The 25,754-nt window shown below is 58.7% G+C and carries 31 protein-coding genes and 1 pseudogene; 10 read left to right on the top strand and 22 right to left on the bottom strand.

Annotated features, from left to right (window positions below):
• Window positions 1-229 precede the first annotated feature (229 nt).
• The 3 genes and pseudogenes from AC07XF_RS26895 to AC07XF_RS26885 all read left to right on the top strand — a co-directional run bounded on the left by AC07XF_RS26895 (window position 230) and on the right by AC07XF_RS26885 (window position 2,146).
• Window positions 230-463, top strand: coding sequence for a PP0621 family protein (locus tag AC07XF_RS26895; RefSeq protein WP_495028915.1), 234 nt, complete (start codon window positions 230-232; stop codon window positions 461-463).
• 31 nt (window positions 464-494) lie between these two features.
• Window positions 495-812: pseudogene (locus AC07XF_RS26890) on the top strand (hypothetical protein); the annotation flags it as partial.
• Complete coding sequence (locus AC07XF_RS26885) at window positions 809-2,146, top strand: sigma-54-dependent transcriptional regulator (RefSeq protein ID WP_495028914.1); 1,338 nt, start codon at window positions 809-811, stop codon at window positions 2,144-2,146. The pseudogene AC07XF_RS26890 and the gene AC07XF_RS26885, both read left to right, overlap by 4 nt.
• Window positions 2,147-2,203: 57 nt before the next feature.
• Here AC07XF_RS26885 and thiO read toward each other — a convergent pair whose 3' ends face one another.
• From thiO to AC07XF_RS26850, 7 genes are read right to left on the bottom strand one after another with little or no spacing between them, the layout of a single operon-like run.
• Window positions 2,204-3,304: a glycine oxidase ThiO gene (gene thiO, locus AC07XF_RS26880; protein ID WP_495028913.1), complete on the bottom strand. Its 1,101-nt coding sequence runs from the start codon at window positions 3,302-3,304 to the stop codon at window positions 2,204-2,206.
• A 55-nt stretch (window positions 3,305-3,359) separates the two neighbouring features.
• Entirely contained in the window at window positions 3,360-3,761 is a 402-nt protein-coding gene (locus AC07XF_RS26875) for a type IV pilin protein (protein WP_495028912.1), read from the bottom strand.
• A 14-nt stretch (window positions 3,762-3,775) separates the two neighbouring features.
• Window positions 3,776-4,189, bottom strand: coding sequence for a hypothetical protein (locus tag AC07XF_RS26870; protein ID WP_495028911.1), 414 nt, complete (start codon window positions 4,187-4,189; stop codon window positions 3,776-3,778).
• Window positions 4,176-4,655, bottom strand: a complete 480-nt coding sequence (locus tag AC07XF_RS26865; RefSeq protein WP_495028910.1) for a pilus assembly PilX family protein — start codon at window positions 4,653-4,655, stop codon at window positions 4,176-4,178. The genes AC07XF_RS26870 and AC07XF_RS26865 overlap by 14 nt, the downstream gene beginning before the upstream one ends.
• A 10-nt stretch (window positions 4,656-4,665) precedes the next feature.
• Window positions 4,666-5,373: a PilW family protein gene (locus tag AC07XF_RS26860; protein ID WP_495028909.1), complete on the bottom strand. Its 708-nt coding sequence runs from the start codon at window positions 5,371-5,373 to the stop codon at window positions 4,666-4,668.
• Window positions 5,370-5,819: a type IV pilus modification protein PilV gene (pilV, locus tag AC07XF_RS26855; protein WP_495028908.1), complete on the bottom strand. Its 450-nt coding sequence runs from the start codon at window positions 5,817-5,819 to the stop codon at window positions 5,370-5,372. Before pilV ends, AC07XF_RS26860 begins: the two co-directional genes overlap by 4 nt.
• On the bottom strand, window positions 5,816-6,289 hold the full coding sequence (locus tag AC07XF_RS26850; protein WP_495028907.1) for a GspH/FimT family pseudopilin: 474 nt from the start codon (window positions 6,287-6,289) through the stop codon (window positions 5,816-5,818). Before AC07XF_RS26850 ends, pilV begins: the two co-directional genes overlap by 4 nt.
• Before the next feature lie 130 nt (window positions 6,290-6,419).
• On the opposite strand from AC07XF_RS26850, the gene AC07XF_RS26845 reads away from it, so the two are divergent.
• A complete protein-coding gene (locus tag AC07XF_RS26845; protein WP_495028906.1) occupies window positions 6,420-6,959 on the top strand; it encodes a GspH/FimT family pseudopilin in 540 nt (179 codons plus the stop codon).
• On the opposite strand, the gene ispH is transcribed toward AC07XF_RS26845, so the two are convergent.
• The 6 genes from ispH to murJ all read right to left on the bottom strand — a co-directional run bounded on the left by ispH (window position 6,928) and on the right by murJ (window position 14,454).
• A complete protein-coding gene (ispH, locus tag AC07XF_RS26840) occupies window positions 6,928-7,875 on the bottom strand; it encodes a 4-hydroxy-3-methylbut-2-enyl diphosphate reductase (RefSeq protein WP_495028905.1) in 948 nt (315 codons plus the stop codon). The genes AC07XF_RS26845 and ispH overlap by 32 nt on opposite strands.
• A 176-nt stretch (window positions 7,876-8,051) precedes the next feature.
• Window positions 8,052-8,489 carry an FKBP-type peptidyl-prolyl cis-trans isomerase gene (gene fkpB, locus AC07XF_RS26835; RefSeq protein WP_172435403.1) on the bottom strand — a complete coding sequence of 146 codons (438 nt, stop codon included), beginning with the start codon at window positions 8,487-8,489 and terminating at the stop codon, window positions 8,052-8,054.
• Between the two features lie 7 nt (window positions 8,490-8,496).
• Complete coding sequence (gene lspA / locus AC07XF_RS26830; RefSeq protein WP_007970932.1) at window positions 8,497-9,009, bottom strand: signal peptidase II; 513 nt, start codon at window positions 9,007-9,009, stop codon at window positions 8,497-8,499.
• A complete protein-coding gene (ileS, locus tag AC07XF_RS26825) occupies window positions 9,002-11,833 on the bottom strand; it encodes an isoleucine--tRNA ligase (protein ID WP_495028904.1) in 2,832 nt (943 codons plus the stop codon). The genes lspA and ileS overlap by 8 nt, the downstream gene beginning before the upstream one ends.
• A 13-nt stretch (window positions 11,834-11,846) precedes the next feature.
• Complete coding sequence (ribF, locus tag AC07XF_RS26820; protein WP_007996427.1) at window positions 11,847-12,785, bottom strand: bifunctional riboflavin kinase/FAD synthetase; 939 nt, start codon at window positions 12,783-12,785, stop codon at window positions 11,847-11,849.
• A gap of 130 nt (window positions 12,786-12,915) precedes the next feature.
• Window positions 12,916-14,454 (bottom strand): murein biosynthesis integral membrane protein MurJ, encoded by a 1,539-nt coding sequence (murJ, locus tag AC07XF_RS26815; RefSeq protein ID WP_495028903.1) that lies wholly within the window; start codon window positions 14,452-14,454, stop codon window positions 12,916-12,918.
• Window positions 14,455-14,842: 388 nt separating this feature from the next.
• Here murJ and rpsT point away from each other — a divergent pair, with 388 nt between their 5' ends.
• Entirely contained in the window at window positions 14,843-15,121 is a 279-nt protein-coding gene (gene rpsT, locus AC07XF_RS26810) for a 30S ribosomal protein S20 (protein WP_007970922.1), read from the top strand.
• A gap of 182 nt (window positions 15,122-15,303) precedes the next feature.
• Here the strand turns inward: rpsT and AC07XF_RS26805 are convergent, their stop codons facing one another.
• From AC07XF_RS26805 to rplU, 5 genes are all read right to left on the bottom strand, one after another.
• Window positions 15,304-15,768 carry a CreA family protein gene (locus AC07XF_RS26805; protein ID WP_495028902.1) on the bottom strand — a complete coding sequence of 155 codons (465 nt, stop codon included), beginning with the start codon at window positions 15,766-15,768 and terminating at the stop codon, window positions 15,304-15,306.
• Window positions 15,769-15,780: 12 nt separating this feature from the next.
• Window positions 15,781-16,899: a glutamate 5-kinase gene (gene proB / locus AC07XF_RS26800; RefSeq protein ID WP_495028916.1), complete on the bottom strand. Its 1,119-nt coding sequence runs from the start codon at window positions 16,897-16,899 to the stop codon at window positions 15,781-15,783.
• 143 nt (window positions 16,900-17,042) lie between these two features.
• The gene (gene cgtA / locus AC07XF_RS26795; RefSeq protein ID WP_007970919.1) at window positions 17,043-18,266 is read right to left on the bottom strand and encodes an Obg family GTPase CgtA; all 1,224 of its coding nucleotides are present in this window, start codon (window positions 18,264-18,266) and stop codon (window positions 17,043-17,045) included.
• A gap of 195 nt (window positions 18,267-18,461) precedes the next feature.
• Complete coding sequence (rpmA, locus tag AC07XF_RS26790) at window positions 18,462-18,719, bottom strand: 50S ribosomal protein L27 (RefSeq protein WP_003281574.1); 258 nt, start codon at window positions 18,717-18,719, stop codon at window positions 18,462-18,464.
• A gap of 35 nt (window positions 18,720-18,754) precedes the next feature.
• Window positions 18,755-19,069, bottom strand: coding sequence for a 50S ribosomal protein L21 (gene rplU / locus AC07XF_RS26785; protein ID WP_003176051.1), 315 nt, complete (start codon window positions 19,067-19,069; stop codon window positions 18,755-18,757).
• Window positions 19,070-19,309: 240 nt separating this feature from the next.
• Between rplU and AC07XF_RS26780 the strand changes: the two genes are divergently transcribed.
• The 3 genes from AC07XF_RS26780 (at window position 19,310) to AC07XF_RS26770 (ending at window position 21,266) form a co-directional block, all read left to right on the top strand.
• Window positions 19,310-20,278, top strand: a complete 969-nt coding sequence (locus AC07XF_RS26780) for a polyprenyl synthetase family protein (protein ID WP_495028901.1) — start codon at window positions 19,310-19,312, stop codon at window positions 20,276-20,278.
• A 184-nt stretch (window positions 20,279-20,462) separates the two neighbouring features.
• Window positions 20,463-20,804, top strand: coding sequence for a zinc ribbon domain-containing protein YjdM (locus AC07XF_RS26775; RefSeq protein WP_020798653.1), 342 nt, complete (start codon window positions 20,463-20,465; stop codon window positions 20,802-20,804).
• A gap of 204 nt (window positions 20,805-21,008) precedes the next feature.
• Window positions 21,009-21,266, top strand: a complete 258-nt coding sequence (locus AC07XF_RS26770; protein WP_217836406.1) for a PA4570 family protein — start codon at window positions 21,009-21,011, stop codon at window positions 21,264-21,266.
• A 133-nt stretch (window positions 21,267-21,399) separates the two neighbouring features.
• On the opposite strand, the gene bamJ is transcribed toward AC07XF_RS26770, so the two are convergent.
• From bamJ to AC07XF_RS26755, 3 genes are all read right to left on the bottom strand, one after another.
• Complete coding sequence (gene bamJ, locus AC07XF_RS26765; RefSeq protein ID WP_007970907.1) at window positions 21,400-22,017, bottom strand: BamJ family beta-barrel-assembly machinery protein; 618 nt, start codon at window positions 22,015-22,017, stop codon at window positions 21,400-21,402.
• A 121-nt stretch (window positions 22,018-22,138) separates the two neighbouring features.
• Window positions 22,139-22,429: a DUF6482 family protein gene (locus tag AC07XF_RS26760; RefSeq protein WP_495028900.1), complete on the bottom strand. Its 291-nt coding sequence runs from the start codon at window positions 22,427-22,429 to the stop codon at window positions 22,139-22,141.
• Between the two features lie 211 nt (window positions 22,430-22,640).
• Window positions 22,641-23,129: a TIGR00645 family protein gene (locus AC07XF_RS26755; protein WP_007970904.1), complete on the bottom strand. Its 489-nt coding sequence runs from the start codon at window positions 23,127-23,129 to the stop codon at window positions 22,641-22,643.
• Between the two features lie 171 nt (window positions 23,130-23,300).
• Here AC07XF_RS26755 and AC07XF_RS26750 point away from each other — a divergent pair, with 171 nt between their 5' ends.
• Complete coding sequence (locus AC07XF_RS26750; protein ID WP_495028899.1) at window positions 23,301-25,130, top strand: hypothetical protein; 1,830 nt, start codon at window positions 23,301-23,303, stop codon at window positions 25,128-25,130.
• A gap of 6 nt (window positions 25,131-25,136) precedes the next feature.
• Here the strand turns inward: AC07XF_RS26750 and AC07XF_RS26745 are convergent, their stop codons facing one another.
• Window positions 25,137-25,478 carry a PA4575 family protein gene (locus tag AC07XF_RS26745; protein WP_007990466.1) on the bottom strand — a complete coding sequence of 114 codons (342 nt, stop codon included), beginning with the start codon at window positions 25,476-25,478 and terminating at the stop codon, window positions 25,137-25,139.
• On the opposite strand from AC07XF_RS26745, the gene AC07XF_RS26740 reads away from it, so the two are divergent.
• Window positions 25,477-25,754: hypothetical protein (locus AC07XF_RS26740; protein ID WP_495028898.1), on the top strand; the 278-nt coding region annotated here is incomplete at its 3' end. The genes AC07XF_RS26745 and AC07XF_RS26740 overlap by 2 nt on opposite strands.

Raw genomic sequence — 25,754 nt, 5'->3', positions numbered from 1 at the left:
CAGTCGTAAAATCAGAGTTCGCGGTACGTCAGAGAGATCGTGCAAGCCGGATTTACGACTGCTGCGCAGCCGGACGCCGGCTGCGCCAGCTGCTACAGCTTGCGTTGTGGCTTGACTGATCGGCATTAGACTTTCGAGTCTCCCTTTTTTATTTCAGCGTTTTATTACACTGTGCGCCTGTCAGGTCCTTGGCTAAACTGCCGGATCATCAGTCAAAAAGCAGCTCATCATGCTTCGTTTATTGTTCTGGATTGCCCTGATTGCCGCTGCAGTATGGTTCTGGCGCAAATTCAAGGGGCAGGCTTCCACCCCCAGGTCCCCTGCCGAACGGGAAGCCGCGCCCATGGTCCGCTGCGCCCATTGCGGCGTTCACCTGCCGCGCGACCGCGCGCTGAAATTTGAACAACAATGGTATTGCAGCCAGGCTCATCTCGAGCAAGACAAGGGTTCCAGTGGTCGCTGACACTTCACCCGAAATGGCGGCCATTTGAGGACTATCGCGCGCCCCCAAGGAACTGAAAGGCGTCGATCGACGTCTGACGCAGATTATTCAAGACCACTCTCTGCGAATGAACCGGGTAATCGAAAACGTCCTGCACCTGCCGCGCCGCGAGCAAATGTCGCCGCTACGGATCGACCTGAAACCACTGGAAATACTCGATAACGAAGCCCCAGGCCACCTTATCAAGGGCCTGGGGCTTTATCGGTCCGGCCAGCCGGGCGAAAGCATTCTGTCCCGCCCGGACTTCAAGGCACGCCAGGAAAGCGGCTGCTTCAGCATTACCTTTGCTCACGGACGGAACCCACGTTGAACACGAGACCACGACAAAAAGTCTTGATCGTCGATGATGAACCGGGCATTCGCGAACTCCTGGAAATCACCCTGGGAAGGATGAAACTGGAGACGTTCAACGCCCGCAATGTCGGCGAAGCGCAATCCCTGCTAAAACGCGTAACCTTCGATCTATGCCTGACCGACATGCAGTTGCCGGATGGTACGGGCCTGGAGTTGGTGCAGCACATCCAGCAACGCCACCCTCAGGTCCAGGTGGCGATGATCACCGCCTATGCCAGTCTCGAAACCGCGATCAATGTGCTCAAGGCCGGGGCCTTCGACTTCCTGACCAAACCGGTGGACCTCGCCCGCCTGCGTGAACTGGTCACCAGCGCCCTACTGCTTCCAGCTTCCAGCGCCGCCCTCGAGCGCCGCTTGCTGGGCGATTCACTGCCCATGCGCAATCTGCGCAAGCACATCGCCAAACTGGCCAGCAGCCAGGCGCCGGTGTACATCAGTGGCGAATCCGGTAGCGGCAAGGAGTTGGTCGCACGGCTGATCCATGATCAAGGCCCACGCGCCAGCCAGCCATTCATTCCGATCAACTGCGGTGCGATTCCCTCCGAACTGATGGAGAGCGAGTTTTTCGGCCATCGCAAAGGCAGTTTCAGCGGTGCCATCGAGGACAAGCCCGGTCTGTTCCAGGCGGCCAATGGCGGCACCCTGTTCCTGGACGAAGTGGCTGATTTGCCGCTGGCCATGCAAGTCAAGCTGCTGCGCGCCATTCAGGAAAAAGCCGTGCGCAGCATCGGCGGACAGCAGGAAGTGCTGGTCGATGTGCGCATTCTCTGCGCCACGCACAAGGACCTCGACGCCGAAGTCGCCGCCGAACGCTTCCGCCAGGACCTGTACTATCGCTTGAATGTGATCGAGTTGCGGGTTCCGCCCTTGCGCGAGCGCCGCGACGACATCGAAATACTGGCCAGCCACATGCTCATGCGCTTGGCCGCCGACACTGGTCAACCCGCGGCAATACTCCATCCGCAAGCCCTCGATGCAATGAAAAGCTACCGTTTCCCGGGCAATGTGCGGGAACTGGAAAACATGCTCGAACGGGCGCACACACTATGCGAGAACAATCAGATCGAAGCCGGCGACTTGCGCCTGGCTGAGGGCAACTGTGGGGTTGAAGGTGGCGTACCGGACCTGACCCGGATCGACAATCTGGAAACCTACCTGGAAAACGTCGAACGCCAGCTGCTGCTCCAGGCCCTGGAGGAAACCCGCTGGAACCGCACGGCGGCGGCTCAGCGGTTGAATCTTTCACTCAGATCGATGCGTTACCGGCTCAAGAAGTTGGGATTGGATTGAGGTCCCATCGCGAGCTTGCTCGCGATAGCGACCTGATCAACGACTGCGATCCGGCAGTCAGAGCCGCCCGGCGGGCGCATAAGGTGCCGGATCAATGATCGGTGCCCGCCCCAGCATCACATCGGCAAACAACTGGCATGACGCCGGAGCCAGCACCAGCCCGTTACGGTAATGCCCGCAGTTGAGCCACAGCCCGTCAAACCCCGGCACCGGGCCGATGTATGGAATGCCCTCGGGTGATCCCGGGCGCAATCCGGCCCAATGCCCCACCACTTCGGCCTCGGCCAGTGCCGGGATCAATTCCACCGCAGAGGCCTTGAGGCTCTCCAGCGCCGACCCGGTTGGCGTCTTGTCGTAGCCTTCATGTTCCAGCGTGCTGCCGATCAGAATGTGCCCGTCGCGTCGGGGAATCGCGTAACGACCCTTGGCAAGGACCATGCTCGGCAGGAAATCTGCCGCGCACTTGTAGAGAATCATCTGCCCTTTCACCGGTTCGACCGGCAGCGTCAGATCCAGGAGTTTGAGCAAGTCACCGCTCCAGGCGCCCGCCGTCAGGACGACTTGATCGCCCAGGACAGTGCCTGTTGAGGTCTGCACGCCGACCACTTTGTCGCCATCACGAACAAACCCGCTGACTTCGCACTGCTCATGAATTGTCACGTTCGGCAGCGCCAGCAACGCAGCCTTGAGTGATTTCACCAGCCGCGGATTACGCACATTGGCAACGTCAGCCATGTAGATCGCCCGGGAAAAACCACTGCCCAGCACCGGCACGGCGTCGTGCGCTGCGCAAATATCCACCGCGCTGAGCGGACGATTTTCCCGGGCGGCCCATGCCAGCGCTTCGGCCTCGTCATCCAGATCCAGCCAGTACAGACCGGTAGTGTGAACTTCAGGATCAACGCCGGTGGCGGCAAACAAGCGCTCGCCCAGTTGTGGATAAAAATCCTGGGACCAGTGAGCCAACGCGGTGACCGCCGGGCTGTAGCGCCACGGGTAAAGCGGCGAAACGATGCCGCCGCCGGCCCAGGACGATTCCTGGCCAACGTTCGAGCGATCCAGCAGCACAACGCTTTGCACTTCGGACGCGAGATTGAAGGCCGTCAGCAAACCAATCACACCGCCGCCGACAATCACCACTTGCTGTTGCCTGGTCATGTTCTGATCCAATCGTTAAATAGACAGGGGTGCAAAAGGCACCCGAAAAAGAAACTCAGCGCCCCCAGCAGTCTTTGCTGGTCAGGCCGGATTTTGCGTTGACCATGCCGAGGACACCGGTGTTGGTGATAGTCAGATCACCGCACTTGTCAGTAGCCATCCTCGTGCCAGCCTTGCGCACCGCCGTCAGCAGGAAGGTCTGGTCGGTCAGGGTCGGAGTGATGGTGTAATAGTCGTTGCCGACACTCAGACCGGTGGCGTTGGTGTAGACGTTGTTCTTCGAATAGAAGCGTTCGAGAATCTGTGCCTGCTCGGAGAGCAGACCGGCCACGTCGGTACGATAGCCCTTCTTCAGATATTCGGTGAAACTCGGGGCGGCAATGGTCATGACAATCCCGATGATCGCAATCACGATCATGATTTCGATCAGGGTAAAACCGCGGTTGGAACTACGCATGCCTCAACTCTCACTTACTGTATTTGTCGCCACATGATGCGACGGCTGCCGCCGGATTTTTCCATCCCCGGCGTATCGTCGCCAGTGGAATCGTTCACGACCCCGCCATTGTCGCTGGCGTCCTGGGTCGAATGCTCTCCGATAAAGACCACGCCATCGGATAGCGTGTCGACGCTGTCGACCACGCCATCGCCGTTACCGTCGAGCATCTTAACGCTGATCGCAGCGGGCAGCTTCAGGCAGACGGGTTTCAACTCCTGATTGCTGTGGTAGAAACCGTACCAATTGCCATTTGCCAGACAGGTTGGCCGGTTCAGCGCCGGTGAATCCGATGGCGTGGCGCCGTGCGCCAACACTGGCAGGTTAAGCGCGACCACGACACCAAACAGTTGTGACCACAACCTGACAGGTCGCTCAGTACTTCGCATAGATACTCTCCACCACACTTCGCGAATGGCCCGCGATGCCTACCGCCGTTACCCGATACAACGTCGCCGGGGTATTGATGGGCACATTCACCGCATCTCGGCTGACACCGATGTTCTGCACGCCATAAAAGCCATTGCCCGATGCAATCCAGGTCACTCCGGAAGTGGCGCTGAAGCCGGCAGCAGTAATCGTCGAGGACTCGGACGGTGGTGCGCATTGAACGATGCCGCTGCAAACCGGTAGCGCATAACTGTCCCGCTGCACTGCACTCTCACCCACCCGCAATGCCGCTTCGGCGCCTTGAAACGACTGGTTGCGCAAGGCGACGCTACCGGCCATTTTTTCCTGCAGGGTGGCGCTCTGCATCGATGAAAGACCAATCAGCGTCAGCAGGAGCAAGAACACCAGACTGACCAGCAGTGCCATGCCACGCTGGCTGTAACACATCACGGGAGAGCGGTTCATTGGCACTCCATCATGGCAAGCGGTTGCGCAGAGCGGCCACTACGTTGAAGGTTTGATCGCTCACCCGGTGGTTCGGATCGGTGAGGGTCAGGCTCAGGCGAACGCTACGAATCAGCGCGGAGTCCGGCGGGTTGCTGCTATAGCGGGAAGCAGCCAGATCAGTGGCCGTGCTGGCCAGGCCGAAGCTCACGTCAAAAGCACCTACGTTGTTCACCAATACCTGCGATGGTGCGGCCCCGCCCTTCATAAACAGTTGGTTGTTGCTGAAGCTGTAAGTCAGTTTCCGTATCGGAAAGGCCTGCAGCCCTGCCGCTGGGGCTTGATCGGCAGTGTAGGCCGTCGATTTGTCCAGACAATCGGAAAGCACGGTCCAGTCCGGCTTGCCGCCATTGCCGCCGACATCCGCCGTAACCAGTGTCAACTTGTGGCCGCCGTTGTCCCAACGGATCGGCGTTAGCTGACTGGCATGGAAATCACGTTTTCGACTTGAGTCAGTGATCGTTTCCAAACAACCGAACATCCCGACCATGCGGATTTCCTGAACCATTTTGCTCAACACGAAGCGTGCGTCCTCCTGCATGTTCGCGGCAGCATTCTGGCTGAGATAAGTGTTCTTGGCCGTGATGAAAACCTGTACCACGCCCAGCACCACAATCAGGCTCAATGCCAGGGCGATCAGCATCTCGACCAGGCCAAAGCCTTTGCTGCAACGGCTCAAGGAGTCACCACCGGATCGACGGCAGCGCGGCTGCTCAGGACGAAACTGCGCCGCGAGTCGGCAACATTCGCTGCCCGTGAGTCATCCCAGGAAATCGTGATGGTGTACACCTGCTGATTGACGGTGACGCTGCCCGTCGCGGTGGCGCCGAGTGAGCTGACTATGTTGGATTTGAAGTCAAACAGGTCCTGATCCCGGGTAACGCCTGGATTGCCCGAAACCGGCGGCGCAATGGTGTAGTCCGCAACGGCGTTGGCGCGAATGCGGTCCATCATGTCGTAGGCGATAAAACTGGCCTGACTGGTCATGCGCGCGCTGTCCGTGTACTTCAGCGCATTGAGCTGGAACGCCGCCGCCCCCAGCAGACCCACTCCCAGAATGACTAACGCCACCAGGACTTCGACCAGCGTCATGCCCTCCTGCGTGCGGTTGCTCCATGCCTTCATCCGCAACTCCCACCCAATAGAATTCGTCCGTTCAAACACACTGTCAGCGTCCTGCTTTGTGCACCGCGCCCATAGCTGATCACCACCTCTGAGGGCGGTGATGACAACCCGCCCATACTGTTGAAATCGATGGCAGTCACGCCTGAGGTTAGCGCCAGAGTTGCGCCGCTGCTCATCGCCGGAACAACCCGTAATACATTGGCCAAAGCGCCAGTACCGTCGTAAACCGTCAGTTCCCCACTCCAGATCTCCCCACCCGCCGTCGGGCGCACCCGTGTGCTGTTGCCCCGATCGATGGCTTCGAGCCGGGCAAAATTCAGGGCTCGTTGCAGGTCAACGATTTCGGTATCGGCCCTGGTTGTTTGCGTCGAACGGGTAAATGCCGGGACAGCCAGAGTCAGCAAAATCAGCAGGATCGCGATCGCGACCAGCAACTCGATCAGCGTGAAACCTTTTGTACGATGATCCATCGGGGTCTTCTGTTTCCTTCGGCTATACCTGCTTTTACGCGGCACAACATTCAAGCGATGCGGTGCGTTTGCGTTGCCATTTATCGCGCAGGGATTGCGCGAGCCACAGCACGCCATGGAGGGAGATGTCATGCGGCAACAAGGCTTCAGCCTGATCGAACTGCTCATGGGACTGGCAATTACAGGAATTGTTCTGCATCTGGTCACTCCGGCGTTCGCAACGCTGATCGAGTCGAACCAAAGGGAGCAAGCGGCACAGGCTCTTTTCAGTGGTATTCGCACCGCCCGGAGCGAAGCCATCGTCCGCAACCAGGCCGTGGTGATTCACGGCATCGATGGCGACTGGAGCCAGGGCTGGCGGATCATTCTGGATATCAGCGGCAAGGGCTATAAGGACAGTAACAATTTACTGTTGGCCGAACGTCGGAGCGGCACACGCGTGCCGATTGCGGGGAACGGTCCGATCGGTCATTTCGTACGATTCAGCGGCCAGGGCGAGCCACTTTTTGGAGGGACATTACATATTTGCGCAGTTCGCAAACCGGTGAGCCAACATCAAGTGGTGTTGGCACGGACCGGCCGCGTCAGCCTGCGCAGCGATGAGGCTGAACAGGCGTTATGCGAAGAAAGGAAAAAACTCAGAGCAACGAACGAACGCGCAGTTCCTTAGGCATCGAGAACGTGATGTTCTCCTCGCGACCGGCCAGTTCATCGGCACCGGTGGCACCCCAGGCCTGCAACTGCTGGATCACGCCGCGCACCAGGACTTCCGGGGCGGATGCGCCAGCGGTGATGCCGATATGCTCGACACCGTCGAACCAGCTCTTTTGCAGGTCTTCGGCACCGTCGATCAGGTAGGCCGGAGTGGACATGCGTTCTGCCAATTCGCGCAAGCGATTGGAGTTGGAGCTGTTCGGGCTGCCGACTACCAGCACCACGTCGCACTCGTCAGCCAGTTGCTTGACCGCATCCTGACGGTTTTGCGTGGCGTAGCAAATGTCGTCCTTGCGCGGTCCACCGATGGCCGGGAAGCGCGAACGCAGGGCGTCGATGACGCGGCTGGTATCGTCCATCGAGAGTGTGGTCTGCGTTACGAACGCGAGTTTTTCAGGGTTTTTCACCTGCAACGCCGCGACATCTTTCTCGTCTTCGACCAGGTAGATCGCGCCGCCATTGCTGCCGTCGTACTGGCCCATGGTGCCTTCGACTTCCGGGTGACCAGCGTGGCCGATCAGAATGCACTCACGGCCGTCACGGCTGTAGCGCGCCACTTCGATGTGGACTTTGGTCACCAGCGGGCACGTGGCATCGAACACTTTGAGCCCACGTCCAGCCGCTTCGCTGCGCACAGCCTGGGAAACGCCGTGGGCGCTGAAGATCACGATGACGTCGTCCGGCACCTGGTCCAGCTCTTCGACGAAGATCGCGCCACGGGAACGCAGGTCTTCGACCACGAACTTGTTGTGGACCACTTCGTGGCGCACGTAGATCGGCGGCCCGAAGACTTCCAGGGCGCGGTTGACGATTTCGATCGCCCGGTCCACACCGGCGCAGAAGCCACGGGGATTGGCGAGTTTGATTTGCATACTGTGCCTCGTGTCTTGCGCGCGAAAAATGATAATGCCCTGCTGCTCATCGAACACAGTGTTCAAGAACAGCGAGGGTTTAATGTGGGAGCGGGCTTGCTCGCGAAAGCGGTGTGTCAGACGACATCAATGTTGAATGTCAGTCAGCATTCGCGAGCAAGCCCGCTCCCACATTTTTACAGTGCTTTGACGGAAATGATTTCAACGTCAAAGGTCAGCGTCTTGCCAGCCAGCGGGTGGTTGAAGTCGATGGTCACTTGCGCGTCGTCGAACTCTTTAACCACGCCCGGCAATTCAGTATTGGCCGCATCGTTGAAGATCACCAGCAAACCTGGCGACAGTTCCATGTCCTGGAACTGCGAGCGAGGGATGATCTGCACGTTTTGCGGGTTAGGCTGGCCGAAGGCGTTTTCCGGCTCGATGCTCAGCGTCCGCTTGTCACCGGCCTTGAAACCGAACAGGGCCGCTTCGAAACCTGGTAACAGGTTGCCATCACCGACCTTGAAGGTCGCCGGGGCTTTGTCGAAGGTGCTGTCCACGGTGTCGCCGTTCTCCAGGCGCAATGCGAAATGCAAGGTGACTTCCGTGTTCTGGCCGATGCGTTGCTCAGCCAATACCTGTTCAGTCATGAACGGTTTCTCCGGTCTTTTTACTTTTGAACATATCCAGTGCCAGCATGACCGCACCGACAGTGATTGCACTGTCGGCAAAGTTGAACGCCGGGAAATACCAGCGGTTCTGCCAATGCACCAGGATGAAATCGATCACATGGCCCAGGGCAATGCGGTCATACAGATTGCCCAGCGCGCCACCAAGCACCAGGGCCAGCGCGACCGCCAGCCAGGTCTCGTTACGCCCCAGACGCTTGAGCCACACCACCAGTACCGCACTGACCACAACCGCGATCAGCGCGAACAGCCAGCGCTGCCAGCCGGAGCTGTCAGCCAGGAAGCTGAAAGCCGCGCCAGTGTTGTAGGCCAGGGTCCAGCTGAAGTAATCGGGGATGATTACGATCTGCTGGTACATCTGGAGCTTGCCTTCGAAGTAGAACTTGCTGGCCTGGTCAATGACCAGGACCAGCAAGCTCAACCAGAGCCAGCTCAGCCGTCCGAAACGGCCAACGGCATTAGGCATAGTGACGAACCTCGCCAGCGCCGCTGATGTTGTCGACGCAACGACCGCAGATTTCCGGATGCTCCGGGTTCACGCCGACGTCTTCACGGCAGTGCCAGCAACGGGCGCACTTGGCGTGGCTCGACTTGACGATTTTCAGCTTCAGGCCGCTGACTTCGGTGACCACGGCATCGGTCGGTGCCTGCGCCAATGGCGCGACACTGGCGGTCGACGTGATCAGCACGAAGCGCAGTTCGTTGCTCAGCTTGGCCAGGTCGGCGGTCAGCGCGTCTTCGGCGAACAGCGTCACTTCGGCTTGCAGATTGCCACCGACAGCCTTGGCTGCGCGCTGGATTTCCATTTCCTTGTTGACCGCGACCTTGACCGCCATGATCCGGTCCCAGTAAGCGCGATCCAGCTCGAAGCCTTCTGGCAGTTCGCTCAGGCCTTCGTACCAGGTGTTGAGCATGACGGACTCGTTACGCTCGCCCGGCAGGTACTGCCACAGTTCGTCGGCGGTGAACGCCAGGATCGGCGCGATCCAGCGCACCAGCGCTTCGGAGATGTGGAACAGCGCGGTCTGGCAGGAACGGCGGGCCTTGCTGTCGGCACCAGTGGTGTACTGGCGGTCCTTGATGATGTCGAGGTAGAAACCGCCCAGCTCCTGCACGCAGAAGTTGTGGATCTTCGAGTACACGTTCCAGAAGCGGTATTCGCCGTAGTGCTCTTGCAGCTCGCGTTGCAGCAGCAGAGTACGGTCCACGGCCCAACGGTCCAGCGCCAGCATTTCTTCGGCCGGCAGCAGGTCAGTGGCCGGGTTGAAGCCGGTCAGGTTCGAAAGCAGGAAGCGCGCGGTGTTACGGATACGCCGGTAGGCGTCCGCACTGCGTTGCAGGATCTGCTCGGAAACCGCCATTTCACCCGAGTAATCGGTAGAAGCAACCCACAGACGCATGATGTCGGCGCCCAGGGTGTCGTTGACTTTCTGTGGCGCAATCACGTTGCCCAACGACTTGGACATCTTGCGGCCGGACTCGTCGACTGTGAAGCCGTGGGTCAGCAGCTCGCGATACGGTGCGTGGTTGTCGATGGCGCAACCGGTCAGCAGCGACGAGTGGAACCAGCCGCGGTGTTGGTCCGAGCCTTCCAGGTACAGGTCGGCGCGTGGACCGGTTTCATGGCCCATCGGATGCGAACCGCGCAGGACGTGCCAATGCGTGGTGCCCGAGTCGAACCAGACGTCCAGGGTGTCGCTGATCTTGTCGTACTGCGGCGCTTCATCGCCCAGCAGTTCGGCGGCGTCCAGCTTGAACCAGGCCTCGATGCCCTCGACTTCGACACGCTTGGCAACTTCTTCCATCAGTTCGACGGTGCGCGGGTGCAGCTCGCCGCTTTCCTTGTTCAGGAAGAACGGGATCGGCACACCCCAGTTGCGCTGACGGGAAATGCACCAGTCCGGACGGTTGGCGATCATCGAGTGCAGTCGCGCCTGGCCCCAGGCCGGAACGAACTGGGTGTCTTCGATGGCCTTGAGCGAACGCTGGCGCAGGGTGTCGCCGGTGGTCGGCTGCTTGTCCATGCCGATGAACCATTGCGCGGTGGCGCGATAGATCAGCGGGGTCTTGTGGCGCCAGCAGTGCATGTAGCTGTGTTCGATGATGGTGGTGTGCAGCAGCGCACCGACTTCGGTCAGCTTGTCGACGATGGCCGGATTGGCCTTCCAGATGAACTGGCCGCCGAAGAACTCCAGCGATGGCACGTACACGCCATTGCTCTGGACCGGGTTGAGAATGTCGTCGTTGACCATGCCGTATTTCTTGCAGGTCACGAAGTCGTCCACGCCGTAGGCTGGCGAGGAGTGAACCACGCCGGTGCCGGCGCCCAGTTCAACGTAGTCGGCCAGGTAAACCGGGGACAGACGGTCGTAGAACGGGTGACGGAAATTGATCAGCTCCAGCGCGGAACCGGTGGCGGTAGCGATCACCGAACCTTCCAGCGAGTAGCGCGCCAGGCACGATTCGACCAGTTCTTCAGCCAACACCAGCAGTTTGTCGCCGACGTCGACCAGGGCGTAGTTGAATTCCGGATGGACGTTCAGCGCCTGGTTAGCCGGGATGGTCCACGGGGTGGTGGTCCAGATCACGATCGAAGCCGGTTTGCCCAGGGCTGGCAGACCGAAGGCGGCAGCCAGTTTGGCTTCGTCGGCAATCGGGAAAGCCACATCGATGGTCGAGGACTTCTTGTTTTCGTACTCGACTTCCGCTTCAGCCAGGGCCGAACCGCAATCGAAGCACCAGTTCACAGGCTTCAAGCCCTTGAACACGAAACCGCCCTTGACGATTTCGGCGAGGGCACGGATTTCACCGGCCTCGTTCTTGAAATCCATGGTCTTGTAAGGATTGGCAAAGTCACCCAGCACGCCCAGGCGGATGAACTCGGACTTCTGGCCTTCGATCTGCTCGGTGGCGTAGGCCCGGCACAGTTCGCGGGTCTTGTCCGCGCCCAGGTTCTTGCCGTGGGTCACTTCGACTTTGTGTTCGATCGGCAGACCGTGGCAGTCCCAGCCCGGAACATAAGGCGCGTCGAAACCCGACAGGGTCTTCGAGCGGATGATCATATCCTTGAGAATCTTGTTCAGCGCATGACCGATGTGAATCGAGCCGTTGGCGTACGGAGGGCCGTCGTGCAGGACGAACTTCGGACGATCCTTGCCAATCTCGCGCAACTTTCCGTACAGGCCAATACTGTCCCAGCGCTGCAGGATCTGCGGTTCGCGCTGTGGCAGGCCGGCCTTCATTGGGAAGGCGGTGTCCGGAAGGTTTAGCGTGGCTTTATAGTCGGTCATTTAAGGCTCTTCATTAGCGATGGGCGCTAGGTGCGGCTAGTGCACGGGCGGTGGCGACATCCGCATTGATCGCCGTTTTCAGCGCCTCCAGAGAGGCAAAACGCTGCTCTTCACGCAGCTTGTGGTGGAAAACCACCGTTAAACGCCGGTCATACAGATCGCCGGCAAAATCTAAAAGATGTATTTCGAGGTGGGCCTTGCCATCACCTTGTACCGTTGGCCGCACGCCGATGTTGGCGACGCCTGGCCAGGTCTTGCCGTCGATGTCGACGTTGACCAGGTAAACCCCGGAAAGCGGAACGCGACGGCGCTTGAGTTGTATGTTGGCCGTGGGCGTACCCAACTGGCGAGCCAGCTTCTGGCCGTGCAGCACCCGCCCGGTAATCTGGAACGGCCGACCTAGCAGTCGCTCGGCCAAGGCAAAATCAGCTGCGGCCAGGGCATTGCGGACCTGAGTGCTGCTGACGCGAATACCGTCCAGCTCAACGGTTTGCGCCGCCTCGACGGTAAAGCCCTGAACGATGCCGGCCTGTTGCAGGAAATCGAAATCTCCCGCGCGGTCACAGCCGAAACGAAAGTCATCCCCGACCTCCAGGTGCTGGACGCCAAGGCCATCCACCAGAATGGTATCGACGAACTCGCTGGCGCTGAGCTTGCTCAGGCGCTGGTTGAACGCCAGGCACAGAACACGGTCGACGCCTTCTGCCGCCAGCAACTGCAGCTTGTCCCTCAGGCGGGCCAGACGGGCCGGCGCGGTCTCCGGAGCGAAGAACTCTCGCGGTTGCGGCTCGAAAATCACCACGCAACTGGGCACGCCCAACTCGAGCGCACGCTCACGCAGCCGCGCCAGGATAGCCTGGTGGCCACGGTGTACACCGTCAAAGTTGCCAATAGTGGCGACACAGCCCCGATGCTGGGGGCGCAGATTGTGGAGGCCTCGAACCAGCTGCATAACGCGCTTCTTGCTCATAAAGTGGTCGATTATAACCACACCCGGCGGCCGACGACAGGCAACACCGTAACCCAAAGTGATCGAGCCGACAAAACCGCCGGCCCACCCGTGTTTATCGAGGCCCGAACCTCTATTCCAGCGCCTTGCGATTGAAGTCGCGCAAACGAAACCCCATCAACACTAACATGCCGAAATAAGCCACCACACCCGCCGCTACCAACGCCCCCAGACGCAAGAAGCGCTCGAGCATGTGCCCCTGGTCCCAGGCCGGCATGAAGTGCATCGCACCCAACAGTACCGCGGACATCACGGTCACCGCGACCAGCAACTTGAAAGCGAACTTTGCCCAGCCCGGTTGCGGCTGGTACATCTGCTGCTTGCGCAGTTGATAGAACAACAACCCGGCATTGAGGCAGGCGCCGGCACTGATCGCCAAGGCCAGGCCCGCGTGAGCCAGCGGCCCGATCAGCATCAAGTTGAACAGCTGGGTGACCACCAAGGTAAAAATCGCGATTTTCACCGGTGTGCGGATGTTTTGTTGCGCATAAAAGCCAGGGGCCAGCACTTTGATCACAATAATCCCGAGCAATCCGACCGAATAAGCGATCAGGGCACGCTGGGTCATCGATGCATCAAACGCATTGAACTGCCCGTACTGGAACAATGAAACCGTCAGCGGTTCCGCCAGAATCCCCAACGCCAGCGAGCAAGGCAGCACCAGCACGAAACAGAGACGCAGGCCCCAATCGAGGATGCGCGAATACTCGTGACGATCCTTGTTGGCATAGGTCTTGGCCAGGGTCGGCAGCAGAATCGTCCCCAGCGCCACGCCCAACACGCCGGACGGCAGCTCCATCAAACGGTCGGCGTAATACATCCACGACACGGAACCGGCAACCAGGAACGAGGCAAAAATGGTGTTGATGATCAGCGAAATCTGGCTCACCGACACCCCGAGAATGGCCGGCAACATCTGCTTCATTACTCGCCAGACGCCCGTATCGCGCAGATTCAGGCGAGGCAGCACCAACATGCCGATCTTTTTCAGGTGCGGCAGTTGATAGAGAAGCTGCGCCAGGCCACCCGCCAGAACCGCCCAGCCGAGTGCCATCACCGGAGGGTCGAAGTACGGCGTCAGAAACACCGAAAATATGATCATGCTGACATTGAGCAGGGTCGGCACGAAGGCCGGCACCGAAAAGCGGTTCCAGGTGTTGAGGATCGCACCGGCCAACGACGACAGGGAAATCAGCAGGATGTAGGGAAAGGTCACTCGCAAGAGGCTTGATGTCAGTTCGAATTTTTCCGGGGTATCGGTAAAACCCGGTGCCGTCACCCAGATGACCCACGGCGCGGCGATCATGCCCAACACCGTGACCAGCGCCAGCACCAGCGTCAGCAGACCCGAGACGTAGGCAATGAAGGTTCGGGTCGCCTCTTCACCCTGCTGGCTTTTATATTCGGCAAGAATCGGCACGAACGCTTGGGAAAACGCCCCCTCGGCAAAGATCCGCCGCAGCAGATTGGGTAATTTGAAGGCGATAAAGAAGGCGTCGGTCGCCATTCCCGCGCCAAATGTGCGCGCAATGAGGGTGTCACGAACAAACCCCAGAGTCCGGGAAAGCATCGTGATAGAGCTGACGGCGGCCAACGATTTGAGCAGATTCATGGAAAGAGTTTGTGCCTGTCGATAAACAGCAGGCGAACAAAGCGCCTACTTATGCGATACTCCGCGCCGCAACAGCACAGAGCCAAAGCTCGCGAGTTTACAGGTCACACGCCGGAAAGAAATATTCTGTGCCACCGACCTCATGAAAACGTGACGAGCGAAGGCAAGACAAGGTGAATACAGACGAGAAAGCGGAGTTGACGAACGTCAATGAGCATTTCGAGCCTGTTTTCAACGCAGTATTGTCGAGCGCAGTAGTTTTCATGGGGTCGGGACCGACCACTTAGCGGAACGTTTCCTCCGCCCTTGACAAGACTTCAACTCATCGGCATGATTCGCGGCCTATTTTGTTTGCTATTTCCTAAAAAGTCTTTCGAGGAGCTCGACGGTGGCCAACTCACCTTCCGCCAAAAAACGTGCAAAACAGGCTGAGAAGCGTCGCAGCCACAACGCCAGCCTGCGTTCCATGGTTCGTACCTACATCAAGAATGTAGTTAAAGCCATCGACGCAAAAGACGCTGCCAAAGCTCAAGCCGCTTACGTTCTGGCTGTGCCAGTTATCGACCGTATGGCCGATAAAGGCATCATCCACAAGAACAAGGCCGCTCGTCATAAGAGCCGCCTGAATGGCCACGTCAAGGCCCTGAACGTTGCCGCTGCTGCCTAAGCGACACGCTCATTAAAAAACCGACCTCAGGGTCGGTTTTTTATTGCCTGCGATTTAGCAGGCACCGCAAAAAAATGTGGGAGCGGGCTTGCTCGCGAAGGCGGCGCGTCAGTCGACATCAATATTGACTGATTCAACGCTTTCGCGAGCAAGCCCGCTCCCACACTTGGATTTGCGTCAGATTATTGAGCGTGCGCCCACGGCAAAATCGGAATTGCCGTCACCGCATTCTGCGGACTGCCCTCGATCAAGCGATCGCTGTACACCAAATACACCAGCGTATTGCGCTTCTTGTCGAGGAAGCGCACCACCTGCATGGTCTTGAACACCAGGGACGTGCGCTCCTTGAACACCTCATCACCATCCTTGAGTTCGCCCTTGAAGCTGATCGGCCCGACCTGCCGGCAAGCGATAGACGCCTCGGCACGATCCTCGGCCAATCCAAGACCACCTTTCACGCCACCCGTCTTGGCGCGCGAGAGATAGCAGGTCACACCATCGACCTTGGGATCATCAAAAGCCTCGACCACGATCCGGTCATTTGGCCCAACGAACTTGAATACCGTCGAGACCTGACCAATCTCCTCGGCCGAAGCCAGCAACGGCAGCGCCAACAGCAACCCCAAAAATCCTTTTGCCATGCGCATTCAGGTATTCCTTCAAACCAGGATCAGGTTATCGCGGTGAACCAGTTCCGGCTCCGCCATGTAACCCAACAGACCGACAATCGCCTCAGACGACTGACCGATGATTTTTTGCGCTTCCAGAGCACTGTAGTTGGCCAGGCCCCGGGCAATCTCACGACCATCCGGCGCGACGCACACCACCATCTCACCGCGACGGAAGCTGCCTTGCACCAATTTGACCCCAACCGGCAGCAAGCTCTTGTTACCCTGGGACAACGCAGTCACCGCCCCCGCATCCAGCACCAGGGTGCCACGGGTTTGCAGATGACCGGCCAGCCACTGCTTGCGCGCCGCCAGCATGCCGCGCTCCGGCGAAAGCAAGGTGCCGATGCGCTCGCCTGCCTTGAGGCGATCCAGCACGCGCTCAATCCGCCCACCGACGATGATGGTATGAGCACCAGAACGCGCCGCAAGACGCGCAGCACGCAACTTGGTCTGCATGCCGCCACGCCCCAGCGCACCACCCGTACCGCCGGCGACTGCATCCAGCGCCGGGTCATCGGCGCGCGCCTCGTAGATCAGTTGGGCATCCGGATTGTTGCGCGGATCGGCATCGAACATGCCATCGCGATCCGTGAGAATCACCAGCAAGTCCGCCTCGACCAAGTTCGCCACCAGCGCTGCCAAGGTGTCGTTGTCGCCGAAACGGATTTCGTCGGTGACAACGGTGTCGTTCTCGTTGATCACCGGAATGACTTTGAGCTCGACCAGTGCACGCAGGGTGCTGCGGGCATTCAGGTAGCGCTTGCGGTCGGACAGGTCGTCGTGGGTCAGGAGAATCTGTGCGGTATGCCGGCCATGCTCGGCAAAGCTCGACTCCCACGCCTGCACCAGCCCCATCTGGCCGATTGCAGCGGCGGCCTGAAGCTCGTGCATCGCACTGGGTCGCGAGGTCCAGCCCAAACGGCTCATGCCCGCCGCCACCGCCCCGGAGGACACCAGCACCAGCTCGACACCCGCCTCATGCAAGGCCACCATCTGCTCAACCCAGACACCCATCGCCGCGCGATCCAGGCCCTTGCCGTCCGCCGTCAGCAAAGCGCTGCCGATCTTCACGACCCAACGCTGCGCACCTGCCACCTTGCTCCGCATCATCTTCAACCTTAGCTTGAGGACAGCGCGACCTAGCACTGCCCGTGACGTTATTCGTGGTTATTCGTGGTTATTCGTGACTGCCGATTTCCAGATACCAAAACGCCGCTCGATTGAGCGGCGCTTAAGTTTATCGCAACGAATCAGTCACGCACGTAAATGATTTCCGGACCGTCTTCGTCATCCACATCTTCTTCGTCCCAATCATCGTCGCCGATGTCGTGGACCGACTTCACGCCACTGCGACGCAGCGCACGCTGATCGTCCAGCGCCTGCAACTGGGCACGAGCTTCATCTTCGATACGCTGATCGAGCTCGGCCAGCTCTTCCTTGTAGGCCGGGTCGTTGGCCAGGCGATCGGCACGATCTTCCAGGTAACGCATGATGTCGTGACACAGACGCTCAGTGTTCTGCTTGGCAATCGCCGAGATCACGTAGACCGGACCGGTCCACTCCAGGCGATCGACGATCTCCTTGACGCGAGCATCGTGCTCCTCATCAAGAATCTGATCGCACTTGTTCAGGATCAACCAGCGATCACGCTCTGCCAGGGACGGGCTGAACTTGGTCAGCTCGCTGACGATGACTTCAGCGGCGTCCGGAGCACTGGTTTCATCCAGCGGCGCCATGTCGACGAGGTGCAACAGCAAGCGAGTACGCGACAAGTGCTTGAGGAAGCGAATCCCCAGGCCCGCGCCGTCGGAAGCACCTTCGATCAGACCCGGAATGTCCGCGACCACGAAGCTCTTCCAGCGATCGACACTGACCACACCCAGGTTCGGCACCAGCGTGGTGAACGGATAATCGGCGACTTTCGGCTTGGCGGCCGACACCGAACGGATAAAGGTACTTTTGCCAGCGTTCGGCAAGCCCAGCAAACCCACGTCCGCCAGCACCTTCATTTCCAGCTTCAGGTCACGCTGCTCGCCCGGCTTGCCTGGCGTGGTCTGACGTGGCGCACGGTTGGTACTGGATTTGAAACGGGTGTTGCCCAGACCGTGCCAGCCGCCGTGAGCCACCAGCAACTTCTGACCAGCCTTGGTCAGGTCACCAATCACTTCCTGAGTGGCAGAGTCGATCACCGTGGTACCCACCGGTACACGCAGGATCAGATCCTCACCCTTCTTGCCGGTGCAGTCGGTGCTGCCGCCGTTGGAGCCACGCTCGGCATCGAAGTGCCGGGTGTAACGGTAGTCCACCAGGGTGTTGAGGTTTTCGTCGGCCATCATGTAGATGGAACCGCCGTCACCACCATCACCACCGTTCGGACCGCCGTTTTCGATGAATTTTTCGCGACGGAAACTCATGCAGCCATTGCCGCCGTCGCCGGCCTTTACTCGAATCGATACTTCATCAACAAACTTCATAACAAACGCCTCTCGCCATACGGACGAGCCGAAAAACAATCAAGACATAAGACTCTTGCAAAAATGAGCGCAGCGACCCCAAACCACGACACCTACATCGTACGCCGACAGCCCATACAAACAGCTTTGCAAGAGACTCACCCCACAAACGAAAAAGCCCCGTCGCGAGACAGGGCTTTTCCAGCGATCGCGCAATTAAGCTGCGACTACGCTCACGTAACGACGACCGAAGGCGCCTTTTACTTCGAACTTGATCACGCCTTCGACTTTAGCGAAGAGGGTGTGATCTTTACCCATGCCAACGCCGTAGCCAGCGTGGAATTGGGTGCCGCGCTGACGCACGATGATGTTGCCTGCTTTGATAGCCTGGCCGCCATACATCTTCACGCCAAGGCGTTTGGCTTCTGAGTCGCGACCGTTACGGGTACTACCACCAGCTTTTTTGTGTGCCATGAGTTCAATTCTCCTAGTGAGGAATTAGGCTGTAATTAAGCCTGAATACCGGTGATTTTGATCTCGGTGTACCACTGGCGGTGGCCCATACGCTTCATGTGGTGCTTACGGCGACGGAACTTGATGATGCGGACTTTATCGTGACGACCTTGGGAGATCACTTCAGCCACAACGGTAGCGCCAGCAACAACTGGAGCGCCGATATTCACGTCGTCACCATTGGCAACCAACAGAACGCGATCAAAGGTAACGGATTCGCCGGTAGCGATTTCCAGTTTTTCGATCTTCAGGTATTCACCTGGGGCGACTTTGTACTGCTTGCCGCCAGTAACGATTACTGCATAAGACATGGTATTTCTCCGATAATCCTGCTCACCCAGCTCTTTATAAGAAGAGGTATTGGCTGGCATGGCTGCATGGGGCTGGAAGGCCCGCTTGCAATTGCGTAAGGCAGGTGCTGCCCAGGAAGTTCAGGGTGCGCGATTGTACGCAAGCCACGCTAGCCTTGCAAGGGGCCGTCCATCGCGCCTTGACACCTGCAGGCGTGGGTCCTAGCATGCCGCGCAACCCTTCTGGAGCAACTGTCGCTGATGCAACCCCAAGCTTTCTACCGCGCGGTGGCGGACGATTTTAGCGCCGTCGACGGCATCATCAAGAAGCAGCTGACTTCCCGAGTGCCGCTGGTATCGAAAATCGGCGATTACATCACCTCGGCCGGCGGCAAACGCCTGCGTCCTTTATTGGTGTTGTTGTGTGGCAAGGCCCTTGGCCGCGAAGGCGACGAACTGCGCCTGCTGGCCGCCACCATCGAGTTCCTGCACACCGCTACCCTGCTGCATGACGACGTCGTCGACATGTCCGGCATGCGCCGAGGCCGCTCGACCGCCAACGCCATGTGGGGCAACGCGCCAAGCGTGCTGGTGGGTGACTTCCTGTACTCGCGCTCCTTCGAAATGATGGTCGAGCTGGGCTCGATGCAGGTGATGAAGATCCTTTCGCAAGCCACGCGCATCATCGCCGAAGGCGAAGTGCTGCAGCTGTCGAAGGTCCGTGACGCCAGCACCACCGAAGAAACCTACATGGAAGTCATCCGCGGCAAGACCGCGATGCTCTTCGAAGCTTCGACCCACAGTGCTGCGGCCCTGTGCGGTGCCACGCCGGAACAGGCCGAAGCCCTGCGTACATTCGGCGATCACCTGGGCGTGGCCTTCCAACTGGTCGATGACCTGCTCGATTACAAAGGCGACGCCGAAACCCTGGGCAAGAACGTCGGTGACGATCTGGCCGAAGGCAAGCCGACCCTGCCGCTGATCTACACCATGCGTGAAGGTACGCCGGAACAGGCCGCCCTGGTGCGCAAAGCGATCCAGAAAGGTGGAATCGAAGACCTGGAAAGCATCCGCGAAGCCGTGGAAGCCTCGGGCTCGCTTGAGTACACCGCGCAACTGGCCCGCGATTATGTGGCCCGCGCGATCAAGTGCCTCGAAGCATTGCCTGCCAGCGAATACCGCGATGCGCTGGTTGAACTGAGCGAATTTGCGGTCGCGCGTACGCACTGATAACGAATATCCCCTGTGGGAGCGGGCTTGCTCGCGAATGCGTTTCTTCAGTCAACCAACAAGTTGCCTGGCACACCGCTTTCGCGAGCAAGCCCGCTCCCACAGGTTTGTCAGCGCTGCCCCCTCCCGCCTAAAACCCTATACAATGTGCGCTTTTTAGCGATCCTGAATCCAAGGAGCCTTAGTGAGCACGTTGCCACCCTGCCCAAAATGCAATTCCGAATACACCTATGAAGACGGCGCGCAGCTGATCTGCCCCGAGTGCGCCCACGAATGGTCCGCCAGCGGTGAAGCCGAAGCGGTGTCCGATGACGCAGTGAAAAAGGATTCGGTCGGCAATGTCCTGCAAGACGGCGATACCATCACCGTGATCAAGGACCTCAAGGTCAAGGGCACGTCTTTGGTGGTCAAGGTCGGCACCAAGGTCAAGAACATCCGCCTGTGCGATGGCGATCACGACATCGATTGCAAGATCGACGGCATCGGCCCGATGAAACTCAAGTCCGAGTTCGTCAGAAAAGTCTGAACCTGCTGTCTTCCATCCCGCGCCCGGCGTGGGATGGTGCCTCACCCTCCCCCGTTTCACCCAGTAAATCCGCGCAATAGCCAAGCGCCAGTCGTTTTGACCTGTCGCAATCTTTATCTGGGAAAAAGTGCAAACCGCCAATAGGCCCTTGCTATTTGATGAATAAGAATTATTCTCATAAAACCCTCAGTGGAGATGAGAACCATGACTTATTTGATCGATGCTTGGCTGGACCGACCACACCCTTACCTCAGGATCCTGCATCGGGAAACCGGGGAAGTCTGTGCCGTGCTTGAAGAGGAAGCCTTGAACGAGCTGCAGGATCAGGGTGACCTGGACGTCAGCGGCCTGAGCTCCAGCGAGCCAGTGGTGCTCAAGGAACTGGTGCGCAATCTGTTTCTGTTCTGCTATGCCCGGGCGTTGCGCCCGCACAGTGAACTGCACCACAAGATCGAAATATGAAACACCGTAAAAAACTGTGGGAGCGGGCTTGCTCGCGAAAGCGGTAGGTCAGGCAAACTGTTTGTCGCCTGAAAGGACGCCTTCGCGAGCAAGCCCGCTCCCACATTAGCCCGACGCTATATCGGGCCAGGTATTACAGAACGTCGAGCAGTTCGACGTCGAACACCAGTACGCTGTGTGGCGGGATGCCGCCAACGCCTTGAGCGCCGTAAGCCAGTTCGCTCGGCACGTACAGGCGCCATTTGCTACCGGCGTTCATCAGTTGCAGAGCTTCGGTCCAGCCGGCGATCACGCCGCCAACCGGGAATTCTGCAGGCTGGCCGCGCTCGTAGGAGCTGTCGAACACAGTGCCGTCGATCAGGGTGCCGTGGTAGTGAGTACGCACGGTGTCTTCACGGGATGGCTTGGCGCCTTCGCCAGCAGTCAGAACTTCGAACTGCAGGCCGGAAGCCAGCGTGGTGATGCCTTCACGCTTGGCGTTTTCAGCCAGGAAAGCCAGGCCTTCACCAGCGGCCGCTTCAGCCTTGGCTGCAGCTTCAGCCTGCATGATTTCGCGGATGACCTTGAAGCTGGCGGACATTTCTTCCTGACCCACACGGCTTGGCTTGCCGGCGAATGCGTCGGTCAGACCTGCCAGGATCGCGTCCAGGCTTACGCCCGGTGGCGGGTTGTCGCGCAGTTGATCGCCCAGCTGACGGCCAATACCGTAGCTGACGCGGGTTTCGTCGGTGGACAGATTTACTTCGGACATGACACTGCTCCGCTGTGCGGACGGCTCGGGAACTTGCCATGCGTGCACAGCGCGTCCCGGAGCGCCCGGAACCAAAAGGGCCAGCAGACTAGCACAGATATCATGCCATTGATGAGGGACGTCAGGCGATCGGGACCTTCAGGTTTTCTTCCACATCGGCAACCAACCCGCACATTTCGTCATGCACGACGGTGTGCACAAGGTTGAAGTGCAACTTGGGAAAGGAGCGCAGCACATCACGGGCATGCTCCACCGAACGCAGGCTCATCATATGCCCGTGCGTATCGCTCAATGGATACGCTGCTCCGTGCATCCGCGCCTCCAGCAGGTAGATGCCCCCCTCCATCGAGATCAGGTTCAGCTCATCGACCTTCCCGGCGATGGCATACGCATTCAACTCATGCAGGTTCATAAACGCACCTCACGCAGTAGCGAGCCTCTTTACAGGGATAGGCTTCGGCGCATCAAAGCACAAGCCACTGGCCAGACCGTTTGTCTGTTATCGCAGGAGGTTGTGGCGAGCGAGCTTGCTCGCGCCGGGCTGCGTAGCGGCCCCAAAAAAACGGGATCGCTTCGCAATCCAGCGGGAGCAAGCTCCCTCGCCACAAGAGAGCTTGTCCGGATCAGTGCTTGGTGACTTTATCCAGGTAACCCATGGCGAATGCCGATACCACGAAAGTCATGTGGATGATCACGTACCACTGCAGATGCTCGGGATCGACGTTCTTGGCGTCCATGAAGATGCGCAGCAGGTGAATGGACGAAATCGCTACGATCGACGCGGCCACTTTCATCTTCAGCGACGAAGAGTCCATGGTGCCCAGCCAGTTGAGCTTCTCCTTGCTGTCGTCGATGTCCAGTTGCGAGACGAAGTTCTCATAGCCGGAAATCATCACCATCACCAGCAAACCGCCAACCAGGGCCATGTCGATCAGCGACAGCAGCACCAGGATCAAGTCCGATTCGGCCATCGAAAACACGTTCGGGATAACGTGAAAGACTTCCTGGAAAAATTTCAGTGCCAGCGCCAGCAGCCCGAGGGACAGACCGAAATAGATCGGGGCCAGCAGCCAGCGCGAGGCGTACATTGCATTTTCGATAAAGCGTTCCATTGAATCTCACAGGCGGACTTAAAAATGGCCGCGAGTATAACAGCCGCCTGTCTATACCTAGAAGCAGCCAGAAACCTTCGAAAAATCCGCAACCTGCGCCTGTGTATCAAAGTTTTTCTGCTAGTGTCCAAATCATTGACCGTTCAGTGATATCGGACAGGAAGACTGGAAATGGATGTGCGATTGCCTTTGACGAGTGCCGGAATTTGCCTGGCGCTGCTGCTAAGCGGCTGCTCACCCAGCGATGAAAAACGCCAGGTCAGCCTCGAAGAAAAAACCGCGCAATTCGAAAAGTCGCTGGACGCCATCCAGGATCCGAAGCTCAAGGATGCCGTGTCGGAACTGGGCGGCTCACTGCTGCTACTCGAACGCGCACAACTCAAGCTCGACAGCAAACCGGTGGAAACCGAATACGGCGAAGACGCCCTCGCCATGCTCAAGCACTATCCCACGCCACAGGCCCTGGTCGACGCCTACATCAACGGGCTGTTCGTGCTGCAAAAGGACTCCAGCTCCGACTACCTGACCGACCTGCAGCCGGTGTTCCCCTTCACGTTCAGCATTCCTGCCGCGTTTTTGTTTCCCCACGGCCTGGAATGGCTGTCGGTCACGCTGAGCAACAAACGAGTGGTTGCGTTCCAACCGGAATGGTCGGAAACCGACCCTGGCATCCAGTTGAGCCCATCGAGCTCCAACCTGACCAACCCCGATGACCTGACCGTGGCCTACCCCTTCATCGAAGGCCTCGACATCGACAAAAAGCAGCAGCCGCAACCGGTGAGCCTGCAAGGTAAAGTCGAAGTCATCGCGCCACGCCGGCTCTACAGTTTCAACCTGACGAAGAAGGATGTGGGCCAAACCCGCACCAACGACAACCTCAGCGTCACCCTGCTTACACTCGCGAACAACTACGCGGAAATCGAATACAACAACGGCGCGCCGCTGGCCCCTGAAGTCAGGGAAACACCGCTGAATCCACTGATCGTCCAGGCCATGGACAGCACCGGGCAATTCATCTCGCGCTCCGGCTCGATCAATGAAACCGCGGCACAAATCGCCTTCTATCAGAAGCAGCTGGCCAAAATGCAGCAACAAAAGAGCTGGAGCGAGGCCCTGGAAAAACAGCTCGACGAAGAACAACGCACTTTTGAGAAACAGCAGGCCCGACGTTATTCCAAGGTGTACTTCAACGGGACGATCGAAACCCTCGAAGTCAACATGCTGGACTTTTCCGCCGTCACGATCACCCGCAAGAACCTGGACCTGCCGGTCCGGCGCTTCGATGCCAATACCACGGACAAGTCCATCCAGCCGTTGAACCTGCCCGTGGTGGTCTATGACGACCAGGCAGCAGGCTGGCTCAAAGGGGCAACGCTGAGTGAGGATCAACTGAAAAAGAATGTCAGCATCAGTCAGTCGGTCGACGACCCGAGCGCTGCGCGAATCGAATTCACTCATCTGCGCAGCTTCAACGATGAACTGCTCGGGACATCGTTCAACCCCGGTGAAAGCCCGGTGAGTTTCTTTACCGAAGACGAGGGTGGCAAACGCGACGAGCCAATCGAACTGCCGCCCGAGGCGTACCAGGTCGATCCCCTGCGCGGCACCATCACTTACGATCTGAATCTGTTTCCGGAAACGCCGTCCTATGCAGTCGGCTCGATGCCGCTGTTCCTGGCCACGGTCGACAAAAAAACCGTCGATGCCCGTCAACTGCCCAAGGGCCTCGAGCTCAAAGACAATGCGCTGGTGGTGGACCTGAAGGCGTTTCCCGCCCAGGACTGGCGGTTTTTCGCCAAGGACGACAGCGGCAATTACTTGAAAGAGATTCTATCGGTCAGCCATGACGCGAGCGCAGAGGGGCCGGCGCAGTTTGCCGTGCACTACTTCTACGGACAGCCTACGCGCCTGGAAACCTATCAACGCACCGACCTCGCCACTGTGCAATATGGTTTCGAGGTCAAACTCGACAAGGCCGACATGTCTCGCCTTGATCAATAGTGCGACTCAGTGCTCGGGTTGAAACTCGAAGCCGCCCACGTTACGGCAGCGACCGCCGTTGATTTCCCGCAGTTGGGCTTGCAGGTGCAGGCACCAGATTTGCGGGTCATCGGCCAGTTCATAGCCATGCAAGGTCAGACTTTCAACGATGGTGTCGAGAATTGATTCAGCCACGAACGGGCCATGAAAAGGTCCTTGGGCCTTGATGGCCGAAGGTTGTTCACCGGCCATTCCGGCGGCGAACAGTAAAGTCCACATGCCCGTATCTCCCGCCAATGGACGGATGGAACACTCGATACGGGTCACAAGGCCCAGGCATTGACGGGTGAGGCAGAGGTTGCGCGACATGGCGGCGACCCTCGGTAGATCCGGTGTTCAGCCCCCACGGGAAGGCTGTTTCGATCCTGTGATTACTGTCGACATCCCTGAGCTGAGAATAGAAGAAAAGTCCGGCTTGCAGGCCGGACGAGACCGAAAGGCGCCGAATGGTCATAGTGTGAATGTTGACGCCATTTCGACGACGCTTTTTACCATTCACCCCAAACAAAATGTGGGAGCGGGCTTGCTCGCGAAGGCGTCTTTTCATTCAACATTTATGTTGACTGATACGCCGCCTTCGCGAGC

This window comes from Pseudomonas sp. GW821-FHT01C01 (assembly GCF_059422645.1).
The sequence above is the reverse complement of the archived record's forward strand: the minus strand, read 5'-3'. Positions and strand labels throughout refer to the sequence as shown.